Genomic DNA, 16346 nt, shown 5'->3' on the forward strand with positions numbered 1-16346 from the left:
CAGTTGTGGATGCTAACCTAGTCACCTGGATTTTGTTGATCGTCGTCTTATTTTCTTTACTCCAAGGCGCTAGACGAGGGGCTTCAGGTTCTGTTAAGCAACTTCTATTTTTTCTAGTGAGCGCGGTTGTTGCTATTATTGCTGTCGTTGTAGCCGCCCTGGCTGCTACCTCGATGTCTCCACATTTGCAGAACTGGTTAATCGATCAAAGCTTAGAGCGACCGAGCCCGGATGCGTCTTTTTTTGCTCAATTTGGCTATACGGTGCTTACGGGCTTACGTGATTTACCATTACTAAGATTTGCAGCTTTGTTTTTGGTGTTCCATATTGTGTTTCGGCTTCTTACGGGGCTAGTAACACGTATATTTGCTTCTGTCGTTTCCTTTCCGTTCTCTATCGTGCCTTCTGGTGGTGCGGTTAGTCGAACCGTAGGCGGTGTTATCGGTACAGCGCTGGGTGCTGGAAGGGCATTGCTGTTTACGGCAGTATTGTTCGCTTATTGCGCATTGTTTCCACAAGGACCCCTGACGGATTATATTCAACAATCCAGTTTATATCGTGAGGTAGCAACGGAAGTCATCCGGCCAGCAACGGGTAATTTGATTGAAGATCAGCTTCCTGTCTTCGCTCAAGCGATGTCGAGCGAGCTAGATCAGCTATGGCAGAAGCGTTACGACGTGATTGACGCTGAATTGCCTAAAGACATCGTACAAGCTGCAATTTCTGTCACTGCAAATAAGACAGGTGATGAAGAGAAAGCACGAGCCTTATATGAGTGGGTTGGAAGTAGAATCACGTATGACGATGATAAAGTTCGGGCGTATGAGGATGAGAACGATTGGTGGGAGCAGGATCCTGAACAGACGTTTACAACACGTCGAGGAGTCTGTATCGATTACTCAAGGCTGTATGCCTCGATGGCTCGAGCCGTCGATTTAGATGTACGTGTTATCACAGGGCTTGGCTATGATGGGCGTGGTGGTTATGGAGCTCATGCTTGGAATGAGGTTTATTTATCGGAGCAAGGACGATGGGTTTCATTGGATTCGACTTGGGCTAAAACAGGGAATTGGTTCGATTCTCCTGGCTTTACCGATACTCATATACGGCAAGGAGGGTTAGTGGGGTGAACAATAGCCGCACGGAGGAAACCCAGAAGCGAGAAATAAGCAACAGAAGACATTTTAGCTTTCGTCTCAACGTTTTTTTCTTTATTTCGTTTGCTATTTTCTCCATCTTGATTGTGCGGTTATCTTACTTGCAGTTCGTAATGGGTGATTCTCTTCGTGCTGAGGAGCACAAAAATGGAACAAGGAAAATCCCCATCCCCCCTATCCGCGGAGATATTTATGATTCGGCAGAAAATCCGATCGCTTATTCGCTTTCTACGCAATCGTTGTATTATTATTTAGATATGAAAATGAAAAGTGAACAAGGAATGGAATTAGCCGCAAGTCTAGTTGAGGTTTTCAACAAGCTTGGGAATAAGTCGGCTAAACCACTTACGGTTCAGGATGTTTTTGACTTTATGGATTTGGACGGAAAAGTACACAAGTCTTTCCAACCTCGCCGGATTAAGTCGGGCTTAACGAAAGAAGAAATCGCTTATTTTTCGGAGCATCGCCCGCAGTTCAGTGGAATCGAAATCGACGAAGAGAGCATTCGGCAGTATAGCCAAGACCAGGTCGCTGTGCAATTAGTTGGTTATATGAAAAAGCTGAGTGGTTCAACGGCGATCGAGAAATACAAGGACATCGTCGAACAGAAGAAGACAGACGATAAATTGAAGTACATTTCAACCGAAGAGGTAGGCGTGGATGGACTTGAGCTGTTGTATCAGGATGCGCTGAGGGGCCTTAATGGAGTAAAAGAGTATCCTATTAATAGCCTAGGCGAGATCATTGGTCCAATGAAGCTGACGAAGCCGACTAAGGGTGAAAATCTATATTTGACGATCAATAGAGATATTCAATTGATTACTCAGCAAGCGATCATGGAGCATATTAAGAAGATACATGATTCAACGTTGAAGCATGAGAGAGCACCAGCAACGACTGGATATGCTGTTGCTATGGAAGTCGATACCGGTAAAATAGTTGCGATGGCGAGTATGCCTGATTATGATCCTAGCGTGTGGCAAGGTGGAATTAGTCAGAAGGATCTGGATGAAATTGGTTTTTTCGTCGGTAATGGAACAATCAATCAGGTTTATCCTCCTTATAAAAATCCAGATGAGCGGAAAAATCACCCCTCATCAATGGTCTATCTCGGGTCGACTCAGAAGCCATTGACAGTGCTTCTTGGTTTGAATGAGAAATTGTTCACAACAGATACGATCTATAAAGACATCGGCTACTTTGAATTCGGAAGGGAAGGCCACGAGGTCAGAATCCGAAACGCAAGCGGTGTAGCAAATGGGAATCTAAACGCAACAAGAGCAATCGCCAAATCGTCTAATGCGTTCATGTCCGCAATGGTCGGTAACCAGCTATTCAAACAATTCAAAGATGATAAAGGATTAGATATCTGGGACAGTTATATGAAACAGTTTGGTCTTGGTGTCACGACGGGAAGCGGGCTTCCGAATGAATCCGCTGGTGTTCTCGATTACTTTAAGTCCGCTAAGAGTGAGGGTCTACAATCCGCACTCATTCGGGCATCATGGGGGCAACAAGCGAAATATACAACATTGCAGCTTGCCCAATATGCGGCTACCCTCGCAAGCCATGGCAAGCGAATGAAGCCTCAGTTTGTTAACGAGATCAGAGACGTCGACGGCAACGTCACGCAACCTTTCCAAGCTGAAGTATTAAATACGGTTGATATACCTGAGGCTTATTGGAATGCGATTGAAGCGGGGATGGCGCAAGTTAAAGTTGAGGGCTTCGAAGGTGTTAATTATACTTATCTTCGTAAAACCGGAACTTCCCAGCAGGATGTTGGTAATCGCCTCAAGGTAGAGAATGCCGTCTTTATTGCCTATGCCCCAGCTAAGATTCCTAAGCTTGCAGTCGCTGTAGTTGTACCAGACGGAGGCTATGGGGGATGGGGAGCCGCGCCAATTGCACGGAAGATCTTTGACGCTTATGATGCTAAAATAGGTTTGACTGGAACTCCGCGTAATCAACAATAAAGCTTATTAAACCATGCAGATTCTATACAGATGAGCATTTACAGCAAGGAGCATTAAGCCAATGAGCAATAACCGAACTGAAGAGGAACAGAAGCGGGAATTAAGAAATCGCAGACATTTCAGCTTTCGTCTCAACGTCTTTTTCTTTATTACGTTTGCCGTATTTTCCATATTAATCGTGAAGCTCGCCTATTTGCAATTCGTTGAGGGTGATAACTTCCGGGCACAAGAGCACTCGATCGGAACGAGACCCGTTGCGATCCCTCCTATCCGCGGTAATATCTATGATTCAGACGGGGAGCCTCTTGCGTACTCTACCTCGACACAATCGCTATACTATACGCTGGATACAAAGCTGTCGAAAGAGGATGGATTGGCACTTGCATCTAGGCTAGTTGAAGTATTTGACAAGCTAGGACTCAAAACACCTAAGCCGCTTACAGCGGAGGCTGTGTTTGCAGATATGGATTTTGGTGGGAAAGTGTATTATTCCTATCAACCTCGTCGAATTAAATCGGGCTTAACGAAAGAAGAAATTGCTTATTTCTCAGAGCATAAAGATGATTACCCTGGCATTGAGGTTGTTGAGGAGAGTATTCGTCAATACAGTGAGGAGAAAGTAGCCGTACAGCTTATCGGATACATGAAGAAGATGAGCGGGGCGTCCAGTCTTGAGAAATACAAAGACATCAATACGGATCAAACAGATAAGACACTGGAATATTTGAAAAAAGAAGAAGTCGGGTTTGATGGATTGGAGTATTTGTACCAGGATGAGCTGAGAGGCCGAAATGGGATTAAGGAATACCCCGTTAATAATCGGAGTGAGATTATTGGCCCTATGAAGCTTACTAAGCCGGTGAAGGGAGATAATATCTACCTTACCATTGACAAAGATATTCAATTAGCGACTCAGAATGCAATAACTGAGCATCTCCAAAAAATTCGAACTTCTCAGAACAAGCAAGAACGTGCACCGAATGCAAAAACCGGTTATGCGGTTGCGATGGAAGTGAAAACTGGTAAAGTGGTTTCTATGGCGAGCATGCCTGACTATGATCCCTCGCTATGGCAAGGTGGAATAAGCTCAGAGGATTTTGAAGACATCAAATATTTCATGAGCAATGGAGCTATTAAAGATGTACAGCCCCCTTACAAAGATGATAAAGAGCGGTCGAAGCATCCTTCATCGCTTGTCAATCTGGGATCAACGCAAAAACCATTGACTATACTTCTCGGCTTAAACGAAAAGCTAATTACTTCGCAATCAAGATTTTCCGATCCTGGCTATTTTGCTTTCGGTAGCAAAGGGCATGAAACAAAAGTTCGCAATGCGAGCAGTAAAGCTAACGGAATACTGACAGCGTCAGAGGCGCTTGCAAAGTCGTCTAATGCTTTCATGGCTGGGATGGTAGGGAATGAGCTTTATTTGCGCGATGGTAAGGCTGGCGTGGATGTGTGGGATAATTATATGAAACAATTCGGTCTAGGTGTGACGACCGGAAGTGGGCTGCTGAATGAATCAAGCGGTAGCATTAACTATTATAAAGAAATTAAAAACGGGAGTGCTCAGTCCGCGTTAATCTATGCTTCATTCGGACAACAAGCTCGATATTCTGCTTTACAGCTTGCTCAATATGCTGCAACTTTGGCGAGCCATGGGAATAGGATGAGACCGCAGTTCGTAGAGAAAATTGAGGATACAGACGGGAATCTTGTTCAACCGTTTCAATCAGAAGTTCTTAATACGATTACTTTTCCGGATTCTTACTGGAGAACAGTTGAAACAGGAATGTCTCAGGTTAAGGTGCAAGGCTTCGATGGCTTCAAGTACAACTTTTACCGTAAAACCGGAACCTCGGAGCAAGACGTTGGGGGTGGCCGTGTTGAGAATGCTGTATTTATCGCCTACGCGCCTGCTGAGAACCCAACACTAGCTGTAGCTATTGTTGTGCCTGAAGGCGGATATGGGGGTTGGGGCGCGGCTCCGATTGCTCGGAAAATTTTCGATGCCTACGATGCTAAGGTAGGTCTAACAGGAACACCAAATAAGGCTCTAGCTCCAATTGAACCTGTTGAACCTGTTGCAGGCGATGATGCAGTTGCTGGTGATCAACAATAAAAACAATAAAATAAGCGTTATGAAAATGCCGCCTAGAAAATTAAGCGGCTTTTTTTTGAGATAAATGTTGCATTAGGTAAACATTTTTGTGTATTATAAATAAATAGTCCTTAGGTAAAATATTAGTCTCTATAGCAAAATAATTGTTTGTAGGCAATTTTTAGAGAGCGAAATAGATAGTTTAGGAGGAGAGTTATCCAATGGTGAAAAATAGGCCGTCATCTATAAAAAGATTCATGTGGGCTGTTGTTTTTTTAATGGCAATCATCCTAACAGGCTGTGCGCCAAGTGCTTTCAAGGATGAGGGTAAATTGCACGTAACCGCTACGATAGGGATGATCACTGATGTTGCGAAGGAAGTTGGTGGCGATCATGTAGAGGTCATCGGACTGATGGGACCTGGCGTCGATCCTCATCTATACAAAGCTTCGCAAGGAGATATTAGTAAGCTTGAGAATGCGGACGTGATTTTGTATGGAGGATTACATCTAGAAGGCAAGATGACAGAAATTTTCGAGAAAATGGCGAAGAAGAAAACCGTAGTTGCAGTGACGAAGAACATTCCAGAGCAGCAATTGAGAACGATCGGGGATGGAAATCATGACCCTCATGTATGGTTTGATGTTCAACTGTGGATGAGTGCTACGGAAACCATTCGAGATACGTTAATCGAGAAAGATCCTGAAAATAAAGCTGATTATGAAATTCAAGCTGACACCTATCTGAGAAAGCTTGAGGAGTTGGATCGCTATGCTAAGGAGCAGATTGCGACAATACCGAAGCAAGGACGTGTAATGGTTACCGCACATGATGCCTTTGGCTATTTTGGCGATGCATATGAGATTGAGGTTGTTGGCTTGCAAGGCATTAGCACAGCGGCTGAATATGGCTCGAAGGATGTCACTGGCTTGCGGGATATGTTGGTGGAGCGGGGGATTAAAGCCGTTTTCGTCGAGTCTAGCGTTCCTAAGAAATCAATCGAGGCAGTGATTGAGGGTGCCAAGAAGAAGGGGCATGACATTGTCATTGGGGGAGAGCTATTCTCTGATGCAATGGGGAAAGCAGGGACAATAGAAGGAACATATATTGGGATGGTTAGGCACAACGTGGATACAATCGTTAAAGCTTTGAAATAGGAAGGGGTAGAACTAAAATGCTAACTCGTAAAGAACATATATCGCCATTATCCGTAGACAATTTAACCGTTGCTTATCAGAAGAATCCAGTTCTAAGGAACATCACTTTTGAGGTGACTGAGGGTGAATTGATCGGAATTATCGGTCCTAACGGAGCGGGGAAATCAACGCTCATTAAAGCCATACTGGGTCTGCAGCCAACTCTTACAGGTCAGACTCTAGTGTATGGCAAGCCCTATAAGACACAACGGAAATTAATTGGTTATGTCCCCCAACGGGAATCGGTAGATTGGGATTTCCCTACGAATGCACTGGATGTCGTCATGATGGGCAGATACGGTCATCTTGGCTTGTTAAGACGCCCTGGTGCTAAGGAAAAGGCAATCGCGATGGAATGTCTAGCTAAGGTTGGGATGGCTGATTATGCTGGACGGCAGATTAGTCAGCTTTCAGGTGGACAGCAGCAGAGGGTGTTTCTTGCCCGTGCATTAGCGCAGGACGCTACTTTGTATTTCATGGATGAACCCTTCGCTGGAGTTGACGCAGCGACGGAGAAAGCGATTATTACTTTGCTCAACGAGTTGAAGCGACAAGGAAAAACAGTACTCGTCGTTCATCATGACCTGGCTACGGTTGAGCAATATTTTGATTCAGTAATGCTGCTGAACGGAGAACTCGTGGCGTTTGGCCCGACGAGAACAACCTTTACCGAGCAGCGACTTCAAGAAGCATACGGTGGAAGACTTACTTTTATTAAGAGTAGCCTTTCCGAGCAGACCGAACAGACCGAACAGACTGCCATTCTCTCGGGAACAGGACGGTGAGTGGGATGCTAAATCTATTTACCGATCCTAATTTACAATGGATATTGGTCGGGAGCATGCTGCTGGGATTAAGCACAGGGGTCATAGGTACGTTTGCTTATTTACGCAAACAAAGCTTAATCGGAGATACTCTCGCACATGCTGCGCTTCCCGGCATTTGTATCGCCTTTATGCTAACGGGTGTTAAATCCATAGCCTTCTTCATGCTTGGAGCCATAATATCTGGGATGATCGCGACAGTCGGGATCAGTTGGATTACTCGACATTCACGAATTAAACCCGATGCTGCGATGGGGATTGTGCTATCTGTCTTCTTCGGACTGGGTATCGTACTGCTCACACAAATTCAGCATAGCTCCTATGGGAATCAGAGCGGGTTAGATAAATTTCTCTTTGGCCAGGCGGCTTCAATGACAGCGAATGATGTATACACGATGATGGGTGTGGCGGTATTGCTCGTTATTGCTTGTGCTTTGCTATTCAAAGAATTTAAGCTGATCAGCTTTGATTCAGGCTACGCACGAGGACTCGGCTTTTCTGTGACGACTTTGGAGCAGCTTCTCCTATGGCTTGTTACGATTGCCGTCGTAGTTGGGATTCAGGCTGTAGGTGTTGTTCTCGTTGCGGCTTTGCTTATTACTCCTGCCGTAGCCGCACGATATTGGACGGATCGGCTTGGTATGATGACCATTCTCTCTGGCTTATTTGGCGCATTAAGTGGAGCGCTTGGGACCTGGATTAGTGCGGGGACGGAGAACCTGCCTACGGGCCCTTTAAGCGTGTTAACCGCAACGGCAATATTTGTGGCATCAGTGTTGTTCGGTCCCCGCAGGGGGCTCGTGGCAAAGCTCGTACGCCGTTATTCCGCCAAGCGGGATTGGGAGGCTGCTGAAAATGTCAAACAAGCAAGCGGCAGCCCTTCATCGAAGAAAAAGGAGGTGTCGGCATGAGTGGATTCTGGATTATGCTGACGGGCTCCTTAGTTGCAGCATGCTGTGGGATTCTCGGGTGTTTCCTAATCCTGCGCCGCATGGCACTCATAGGGGATGCGATAAGTCATTCCGTCTTACCGGGTATCGTTATTGCATTTCTAATTAGCGGCTCGCGAGATTCCTTCTTCATGTTGTTCGGAGCTGCAGTAATTGGCTTTGTTACCGTATTTCTTATCCAGCTGTTTCAGCAGAGCGGAGTACAGAGCGACGCATCGATTGGCGTCGTCTTTACCTCCATGTTCGCTGCAGGCGTTCTACTCATTAGCTTGAACGCCCAACATATTGATCTGGATTTGGACTGTGTTCTCTACGGAGAGATCGCATACGTTCAGTGGAACCAATTATCGGTAGGCGGCATGGAAGTGGGTCCCAAAGCCGTGTGGCTGCTTGGAATCACGTTGTTCATAATTGCGACGATTATTAGCTTGTTTTTTAAACAATTTAAATTATGTGCATTCGATCCTGCGCTAGCGGCAGCGATTGGAATACCGGTTGCGTTGTTCCATTATATCCTTATGGGCTTAGTATCGATGGCCACAGTAAGCTCCTTTGAAAGCGTAGGAGCCATTCTGGTCGTAGGATTACTTATTGTTCCGCCTTCGACAGCGTATTTGCTTACTGATCGATTAGGAAGAATGATTGGTTTGAGCCTCATTATTGGTGTCATTAGCTCAGTGGCCGGATATTACACTGCGGCTGTACTGGATGCATCGATTGCGGGATGCATGGTGTGTGTTGCGGGTGTGCTCTTCCTACTGGCGTTTCTTTTCTCACCTACGCAAGGACTTGTTACTCGGAAGCTACGTCATCGTGCATCTGTTACTCGTGAAGCTTATTAATATCCTATGATCCTAACGGTTGGACAGGTAACATCACTGTTCAGCCGTTTTTTTAAAATTTTAATTCCGGTGTCAAAATGTGATAGAATGACGTTAAATTGCAGAAGGTAGACGGCAGCAGGGAGTGAGTGGAGCTCGTGGCATATGAGATGGGGAAATATCGACTGTTAGCTTTAGATTTGGATGGTACTTTATTAAATGAACAGAGTGAAATTAGCGAATTGAACGCCAAATGGGTAAAGCATGCCGTTGAGGCAGGCGTTACGGTATGCGTGTCTACGGGACGTGGATTTGTTAGTGCACTTCCAATTGCTGAACAATTAGGCTTGGATACACCGATGATCACGGTTAACGGAGGCGAGATTTGGACGAAACCACATGATTTGCATCGTCGAATATTACTCGATGCGGATAAGGTTTTGAAGCTACATGCGTTAGCTGAGAAATATAAAGAGGTTTGGTTCTGGGGATACACGATAGAGGACATCTATAATAAGGAACGTTGGGTGGACGATACGCTCGCGAGAAAATGGCTGAAGTTTGGTTATTATTTCGAGGAAATCCCTGTCCTTAACGAAATTCTTAAAGAGATTCAAACCTGGGAAGGTCTTGAGATCACCAATTCTTCACCACACAATATTGAAGTTAATCCGCTAGGGGTATCCAAAGCAACCGCACTTATGGAAGTGTGTCAGATGTTAGGGTATGACATGTCCGAAGTCGTAGCTGTTGGGGATAGCTTAAATGATATCGCTGCGATTAGAGCCGCAGGACTTGGTGTAGCGATGGGCAATGCACAAGATGAAGTTAAGGTTGCTGCAAATGTCACAACAGGAAGCAATCAAGAGAACGGTGTTGCACAGGTCATTCAAAACTATGTGCTAAGGACGTGATTTTTAGTGGACATATTGGGCTGGCTGCTCATTGTGGTTTTATTCGCAGTGGGGATGGCTGGAGCCATTTTTCCGATTTTACCTGGAGCATTGGCTATTTATGCTGCTTATTTTGTTTATGGGTGGTTTTTCTCGTTTGAGCCGTTTGGTTTTTGGTTTTGGAGTATTCAGACGGTTATTGTCGTTATCTTATTCGTGGCTGATTATGCGGTCAATGCTTGGGGAGTCAAGAAATTCGGTGGCTCTAAGGCTTCCGTTATCGGGAGCACGATCGGAATATTAATTGGTCCATTCGTAATCCCCGCATTTGGACTTATCATCGGACCTTTCGCGGGAGCCGTTATTGGAGAGATCATTCACGGTTCATCCGTAGATCGTGCCTTGAAGGTAGGCTGGGGCTCACTCGTCGGTTTATTCAGCAGCACGATCGTTAAGATCCTGTTGCAGGGTGTGATGATCGCTATATTCATTATCTGGCTAGTTGCTAATTAACCGACAGGAGCGATGGATTATGGTTCGCGTAACCGTATGGAATGAATATAAGCATGAGCAAATTCATGATGAAGTACGAGAGGTTTACCCGAAGGGGATTCATACCGTAATTGCCGAAGGCTTGGAGGAAGCGGAGCAGGGTTTCGTTATTCGAACGGCAACCCAGCCTGAACCAGAGCACGGATTGACACAAGAGGTTCTGGATAACACAGACGTGTTGATCTGGTGGGGCCATATGGCTCATGACGAAGTAGACGACAACATCGTGAACAGGGTACATGAACGTGTCATGAATGGTATGGGGTTAGTCGTCTTGCATTCTGGACATTTTTCAAAAATTTTCAAGAAGCTGATGGGTACGGGCTGTGATCTGAAATGGCGCGAAGCGAACGAGAAAGAACGGATTTGGACTGTCGATCCTTCTCATCCTATTGCCGAAGGCATTCCAGAATATTTCGAACTTAAGCCAGAGGAAATGTATGGTGAGCACTTTGATATTCCAGCACCAGACGAGCTCATATTCGTCAGCTGGTTTGAAGGCGGGGAAGTATTCCGCAGTGGCTGTACTTTCCGTCGAGGCCAAGGGAAAATTTTCTACTTCCGCCCTGGGCATGAGACCTTCCCTACTTATTACCATCCATTAGTGCGTCGTGTAATCGCTAATGGTGTGAAGTGGGCAGCTCCGTCCGGTATCGCACGTCCTGTGCGTGGTCATCATCAACCGCTTGAACAGATTCAATAAATGATTCCACTAATTATTCCTAAAGAGGGTTCCCTTGAAAAAAGACACGTTACTTAAAAGCACGCTCATTCTTGCGGCCGCCGCACTTGTAGCCAGAGCGCTGGGTATATTCCAGCGAGTTCCACTTGATTATCTAATGGATGATCTAGGAAACATTTATTACAACAACGCGAATGGAATTTATTTGCTGTTGCTGATCGTGGCGACAGCGGGTATCCCAAGTGCTGTAAGTAAGATGGTATCCGGACGTTATGCCGTCGGTCGCGTAGAGGAAGCACAGCAAGTATATCGAGCGGCGCTATTATTCGGAGCCGTTGCAGGCGTCATTATTACGATCGGACTGTGGCTCATCGCTCCGTTTATCGCACAATCAATTATTAAAGAACCTCAGGCAGCGTCAGCGATTAGGGCAATAGCTCCTTCTTTGCTATTGTTTCCGATAATCGCGATGATGAGAGGGTATTTTCAAGGGCGTCAGTTCATGACTGCAGGCGCAATCTCGCAAATTATGGAACAAATATTGCGTGTATTCGCTGCTGTGGTTATTGCCTTTGCTATGTTTTCTATGGACAAGACAGACCAACAAGGTATCGCTTCAGGGGCTTCGTTGGGGAGTGTATTTGGAAGCATCGGGGCTTTCGCGGTCATGCTCTATTATGCTCGCAAACTAAAGTCTAGCGACCGTATTGAGCCGCAAGTCCAGATGGATAACTCGCGGAAGCTACGTTTACGCTCGATTTACAAAGAACTGTTTAGCTTATCTATTCCGATTGTGATGACAGCCATTACCGTTCAATTGTTGTATACGATGGATAACTTTATGATCAAGTCTCTGACTGTTGGCCATTACGATTTAGCGACGATTAATCACTGGGCAGCCGTATATGGAATGAATGCACAATCCATCGCAGGCATTCCCGTTATTCTCGCTGTAGCTTTAAGCCAATCCATTATTCCGATTGTTTCCTCTGCACATGCAACAGGCGACCATCAGAAGGTTGGACATCAAGCATCGCTAGCGGTCCGGATTGCTCTCTATAGCGGAATGCCAGTTGTGCTGATGCTAGGAATTGGCGCTTATAGTGTTAACGGCCTTCTATTTGAGAAAGCAACCGGAAGCGCGATCGTGGCCATGCTAACCCTCGGTACATTGTTCCAGATTGGTATGATGATCACAAACTCCATCCTGCTGGGTATCGGAGAACCAAAAAAAGCGACGATACACGCATTAACGGGTGTACTTATTAAAGTCATATTAAGCTTCTCACTTGCTCCCTTTTTCGGAGTATATGGAATCATAGCTGCAACAACCGTATGTTTTATCTGGGCGCTTTCGTTCAACATTCTTAGCTTGCGCAAGAGGTCCAAATTCAAGCTCCTTGGAAACAAATGGATCCCTTTCCTGATGACAACGGGGATTGTCGCAGCTGTGCTTGCTTTAGTAGAATGGGCGGTATTAGCCATTTGTGATGGGCTTCCGAACAAGCTGGCATTTTTCCTCTCCTGCGCGGTAATGGGAGCGGTTCTAATCGTGCTCTATCCGGCTCTACTTGTGTTCTTGAAGGTTGTAACAGCAGAGGAGATCGCAACTTACCCTCGCCCTGTACGCCGGCTGCTAGCGCCTTTCATGAAGCTTCGTTCAAGAAGCACTGCTGTCTGAAGCTTATTCTGACTTAAGAGATGCTCGTGAGTCATATCGATTACGCGAGGTAATCTTATCGATCTCAAATAAGACATCACCTCTATGTTGTGAAACCAATCCTTTTCCTTGGTGGATTTATAGGGCTGATCTGGCCAAGCTTCCGAGAGCGAGGGACTTAGCCACATCGAAGAGAATGACTGACCGGCGGAACTGTCCCCTTTATCGGGCTTTCCGTCGGTTTTTTCTTTTCTGAGTTTTCGGAAGCGTTGGGGCCAATAATCTGCACGAGACCCCGTATGTATAATGCTCTCAGCGAACAAAGTTGTTTCCTTCAGCACCTGTGGATAGCCAAAGAGCATCCCGTACAAGCTTTTTCCAAATTCGATTCTCTCCTGTAAGTCTGTGAAATTTTCTAACACCCTTCCGACTAGCCGCTGTGAATTTCCTTCTCTTGTCGATTTCACTTCCCCTATCGGAAACACAATCTGGTTCAGTTGTAACAGTGGTAAGCTTCGAAAAGACAAGCTGTCGAAAACATTACGACGAAAATGGGTATCCTCCACCACTCTCGATTGGATGAAATGCTGTTCGTTGATAATGAGAGCTTCAGTAAGGGGGACGGCATTTCCATCGGACCAGAATTGGTTCCAGAAAGGGATCATGAAGGAGGAAACCCCAAAATGAGGAAGGAGATGGAAGAGATTTCGCTTCGTTCGTTGGCTCTCTACATACAAACAAAGCTGAGGATAGGCATCGCCAAATATAAGGGAGTTACACGCCTCTAACATTTCGAAGGTTGAAGTGATGAGTTCGTTGTCCATTAACTGAGGCAGCCACTCTCCTCGGAGGTCCGTCATGCTCCAGCCTCCATTGCGAGATACCATGTGGGCGAGGAACGCCCATTGAAGCTCAGGATAGAACCTGTAAACCTCCCAGTAGGCGGCGGTACGAGTAATATTATTACGATTGAACTGAACCGTCATCTCGTTGATTTTTGAACATATTTGCTCATCGATTTGTGTCATAGGGCTACAGTTAGAATGTTTCTTTGCTGAGTGGAATAGGCTTGTGAAGTGCTTAACCCTTTCTGGATGAATAATGAGCGGGGTGGAGGACCGAGTCAGTCTATAGCTGATCTGTAAGCTATTGATCTTTCCTACCCAGCTCGTTATGAATTGCCCAGGCATTTGTAGAAGGGTGGACAACCCTTTCCTTGAATTAAGCGTGTTCTTCAACTTGGATATACTCCTTCACGGCCTATGATGGAATGGGGGATAGGGCAGGATTTCCAATTTGCTTGTCGAAATTAATGTGTTGCAGTACAAATCATTAATGAAATCATAGATAAATTCAGGATAAGGGAGAGGGATTGTTCGTGAGAAAAGGGTCTTTTAAGAAGCTTGGGGTTTTATTATGTGCGTTAACGCTCGCTATTATCGTGGGTTGCCAATCGATTGCTGGATTTAACTTGAACAATATGATTTTGAATCAGCTGGATGTTACTCAGCAGGAACAATCTCAGCAATTTGAGCTAGAAGTGGAGTTAAACGAGAAGGTATTGTCCGCTGAAGGAGCGGAAATTACGGATATCATTAATGCGTTTCGTAAAGTGACTTTGAATATTACTCATTCCAAGCGGGATGATAAGGGCAACCAATGGATGACGGGAGTTCTCAGCTTTGGCAAAGGAGATATTCCATTTACCTTCCATTTGGATTCGAAGGCACTGAGATTCGACGTAGGAGGCGCTCACCGTCCACTTATCGTAGAAATTCCCGATATGAACAGCTTACTCGGTACGGATGTAGAAGAAGGAGTATCGGGAGCTAATATGCAACAAGCGATTATGGAAACGGTAAGACCGCTCCTCAAGAACATCGCTTCTTATTTGGTGAAGAGTGCTCCGAATCCTCCGGTTCTGAAGCTCGAAAGAGTTACTTTGCCAGTGCACGGTGTAACAACGAGTTTAACGAAGGTGCATGCGGAATTAAATGGGGAGCAGCTAGGTGAGCTGATTCCAGTCTTTATCGACAACCTCATTCAAGATAAGGATGGGCTACGTTCAACATTGCATAGTATTCTGCAATGGATAGAGGAGCTACCACCAGAGCTTAAACAGGCATTTGGAGATGATGAGCTTTTTGCAGAGGAACTAGATAGCGATACGTTCGTTGAAGAAGGCTACAATGCAGTGCTCTCAGCTTTATCTGATGCTAAAAAAGAAATTGATGAAGCTCGGATGGATGATGAAGAGTGGCAGGAAGTGTTTGATAAAGGAGTTACGATGTCAGCAGATCTATTTGTTGACGATTCCTTACATCTTCGCAAGTCTGCGGTTGAGATTAATATCGCCCCTGCTATTTTTTCAGAGGGAGATAGTCCTTTGAAGAGCATTAAAATTCGCAGTAATAGCGAGATGTGGAACGTGAATGGAAATGTCGAGATTCCTGCCGTTAAGATCCCTCTCAATGCTTTGACTATAGGCGAATTGGCCGATTTCGAACCGTATCAGACTCTGAGGTTGTTTGATGAGAATTCAGTCGTGTACAAGGTGCTGAAAAATGACTTTCAAGTGGATGATCAGAGCTTCGAGCTAAGTAACGAATGGGGAATTCCGTTCTACATTGATTCTAACGATGTGACTTATGTACCACTAAGGGCGACGATGGACAATTTCGGGGTGAAACTAAACGCTCCTTCCGCGAATGGAGAAATCGGCTTCTACGACCGCGCAACGGAGCAAGCTATTGTTTTCCAGACGGGTTCGACGAAAGCTACTGTGAATTCGAAATCGGTTACTCTTGCACACAAGGTTGAAAACGATGGACTGTATACCTATGTGTCTGCAGATGACCTCTTTGGTCTTCTTCATGCCCAGTACTCAATCACTGAGGACTTAAGTGGAGGTCTTGTGATTGAGGTTACAAGAGACTTATAATAACGTTAAGTTGAGTTATCTACGGAGGTGCAGACAGAAGATGCAACGCATTACAGACGAAGTAAAGTTTCGTGAGCTAGTAGGGGAGGACCGGTTAACGGTCGCAATTTTCAAAACAACATGGTGCAAGGACTGCCATTTCATTGATCCATTCATTGCTGAGGTTGAAGCGGCTTATGCAGATCGTTTAACGATGGTGGAAATCGATCGAGACGATATGGAGAATCTATGCAGCGAGCTTAATATTCTCGGAATCCCAAGCTTCATTGCCTTCAAGCAAGGTCAGGAGCTCGTGAGGTTTGTAAGCAAGCTTCGCAAAACACGCGAGGAAATCGAGCAATTCCTTGACCGAGCTGTTGAAGTAGCAAGTGCTCTAGAGAGTAAATAAAGCGAAGACTTCATCAAATAGGACCGGTGGCAGATGGATGTAAATCCGTGCCTCGGTCTTTTGCTTGCTTCGCCTGAGTTAGGGGCTGCGGCATAGGAACATTACATGAGATTGTCACAATCTAAGGCTTTGATATGCTGTTCACAGTTTGATCATGGAATTGGTTGTTGGGGTTGGGTATAATGGGTATTGGCTCCTAGCGCCT

At 45.4% G+C, this 16346-nt stretch carries 14 protein-coding genes; 13 read left to right on the forward strand and 1 reads right to left on the reverse strand.

Going from position 1 to position 16346, the window contains the following annotated elements:
* The first annotated feature begins 5 nt into the window (after positions 1–5).
* From M1K58_RS15615 to M1K58_RS15665, 11 genes are all read left to right on the forward strand, one after another.
* Entirely contained in the window at positions 6–1130 is a 1125-nt protein-coding gene (locus M1K58_RS15615) for a transglutaminase domain-containing protein (protein WP_256759787.1), read from the forward strand.
* Entirely contained in the window at positions 1127–3133 is a 2007-nt protein-coding gene (locus M1K58_RS15620; protein WP_256759788.1) for a peptidoglycan D,D-transpeptidase FtsI family protein, read from the forward strand. The genes M1K58_RS15615 and M1K58_RS15620 overlap by 4 nt, the downstream gene beginning before the upstream one ends.
* Positions 3134–3194: 61 nt before the next feature.
* The gene (locus M1K58_RS15625; protein WP_256759789.1) at positions 3195–5255 is read left to right on the forward strand and encodes a peptidoglycan D,D-transpeptidase FtsI family protein; all 2061 of its coding nucleotides are present in this window, start codon (positions 3195–3197) and stop codon (positions 5253–5255) included.
* Between the two features lie 200 nt (positions 5256–5455).
* Positions 5456–6391, forward strand: a complete 936-nt coding sequence (locus tag M1K58_RS15630; RefSeq protein ID WP_306220469.1) for a metal ABC transporter solute-binding protein, Zn/Mn family — start codon at positions 5456–5458, stop codon at positions 6389–6391.
* 17 nt (positions 6392–6408) lie between these two features.
* Complete coding sequence (locus M1K58_RS15635) at positions 6409–7215, forward strand: metal ABC transporter ATP-binding protein (protein WP_306220470.1); 807 nt, start codon at positions 6409–6411, stop codon at positions 7213–7215.
* 5 nt (positions 7216–7220) lie between these two features.
* On the forward strand, positions 7221–8165 hold the full coding sequence (locus tag M1K58_RS15640; RefSeq protein ID WP_256759790.1) for a metal ABC transporter permease: 945 nt from the start codon (positions 7221–7223) through the stop codon (positions 8163–8165).
* Positions 8162–9046 (forward strand): metal ABC transporter permease, encoded by an 885-nt coding sequence (locus M1K58_RS15645; RefSeq protein ID WP_256759791.1) that lies wholly within the window; start codon positions 8162–8164, stop codon positions 9044–9046. Before M1K58_RS15640 ends, M1K58_RS15645 begins: the two co-directional genes overlap by 4 nt.
* Positions 9047–9174: 128 nt before the next feature.
* On the forward strand, positions 9175–9939 hold the full coding sequence (locus M1K58_RS15650) for a Cof-type HAD-IIB family hydrolase (RefSeq protein ID WP_372339169.1): 765 nt from the start codon (positions 9175–9177) through the stop codon (positions 9937–9939).
* A 6-nt stretch (positions 9940–9945) separates the two neighbouring features.
* Positions 9946–10431 carry a DUF456 domain-containing protein gene (locus M1K58_RS15655; RefSeq protein WP_256759792.1) on the forward strand — a complete coding sequence of 162 codons (486 nt, stop codon included), beginning with the start codon at positions 9946–9948 and terminating at the stop codon, positions 10429–10431.
* Positions 10432–10450: 19 nt separating this feature from the next.
* Positions 10451–11173 (forward strand): ThuA domain-containing protein, encoded by a 723-nt coding sequence (locus M1K58_RS15660; RefSeq protein WP_256759793.1) that lies wholly within the window; start codon positions 10451–10453, stop codon positions 11171–11173.
* A 34-nt stretch (positions 11174–11207) separates the two neighbouring features.
* Positions 11208–12833: a putative polysaccharide biosynthesis protein gene (locus M1K58_RS15665; RefSeq protein WP_256759794.1), complete on the forward strand. Its 1626-nt coding sequence runs from the start codon at positions 11208–11210 to the stop codon at positions 12831–12833.
* On the opposite strand, the gene M1K58_RS15670 is transcribed toward M1K58_RS15665, so the two are convergent.
* Complete coding sequence (locus M1K58_RS15670) at positions 12764–14050, reverse strand: DUF2515 family protein (protein WP_256759795.1); 1287 nt, start codon at positions 14048–14050, stop codon at positions 12764–12766. The genes M1K58_RS15665 and M1K58_RS15670 overlap by 70 nt on opposite strands.
* Positions 14051–14190: 140 nt before the next feature.
* On the opposite strand from M1K58_RS15670, the gene M1K58_RS29700 reads away from it, so the two are divergent.
* A complete protein-coding gene (locus tag M1K58_RS29700; protein WP_256759796.1) occupies positions 14191–15753 on the forward strand; it encodes a stalk domain-containing protein in 1563 nt (520 codons plus the stop codon).
* A 40-nt stretch (positions 15754–15793) separates the two neighbouring features.
* Positions 15794–16141: a thioredoxin family protein gene (locus M1K58_RS15680; protein ID WP_372339170.1), complete on the forward strand. Its 348-nt coding sequence runs from the start codon at positions 15794–15796 to the stop codon at positions 16139–16141.
* The last annotated feature ends 205 nt before the right edge of the window (positions 16142–16346 follow it).

Source organism: Cohnella sp. WQ 127256 (genome assembly GCF_024519285.1).
Taxonomy (GTDB): Bacteria; Bacillota; Bacilli; order Paenibacillales; family Paenibacillaceae; genus Cohnella.

Bases quoted from the DNA above. Each gene is read 5' to 3' on its own strand.
- M1K58_RS15625 (WP_256759789.1), top strand. From the start codon at position 3,195: ATGAGCAATAACCGAACTGAAGAGGAACAGAAGCGGGAATTAAGAAAT.
- M1K58_RS15630 (WP_306220469.1), top strand. From the start codon at position 5,456: ATGGTGAAAAATAGGCCGTCATCTATAAAAAGATTCATGTGGGCTGTT.
- M1K58_RS15635 (WP_306220470.1), top strand. From the start codon at position 6,409: ATGCTAACTCGTAAAGAACATATATCGCCATTATCCGTAGACAATTTA.
- M1K58_RS15640 (WP_256759790.1), top strand. From the start codon at position 7,221: ATGCTAAATCTATTTACCGATCCTAATTTACAATGGATATTGGTCGGG.
- M1K58_RS15645 (WP_256759791.1), top strand. From the start codon at position 8,162: ATGAGTGGATTCTGGATTATGCTGACGGGCTCCTTAGTTGCAGCATGC.
- M1K58_RS15660 (WP_256759793.1), top strand. From the start codon at position 10,451: ATGGTTCGCGTAACCGTATGGAATGAATATAAGCATGAGCAAATTCAT.
- M1K58_RS15680 (WP_372339170.1), top strand. From the start codon at position 15,794: ATGCAACGCATTACAGACGAAGTAAAGTTTCGTGAGCTAGTAGGGGAG.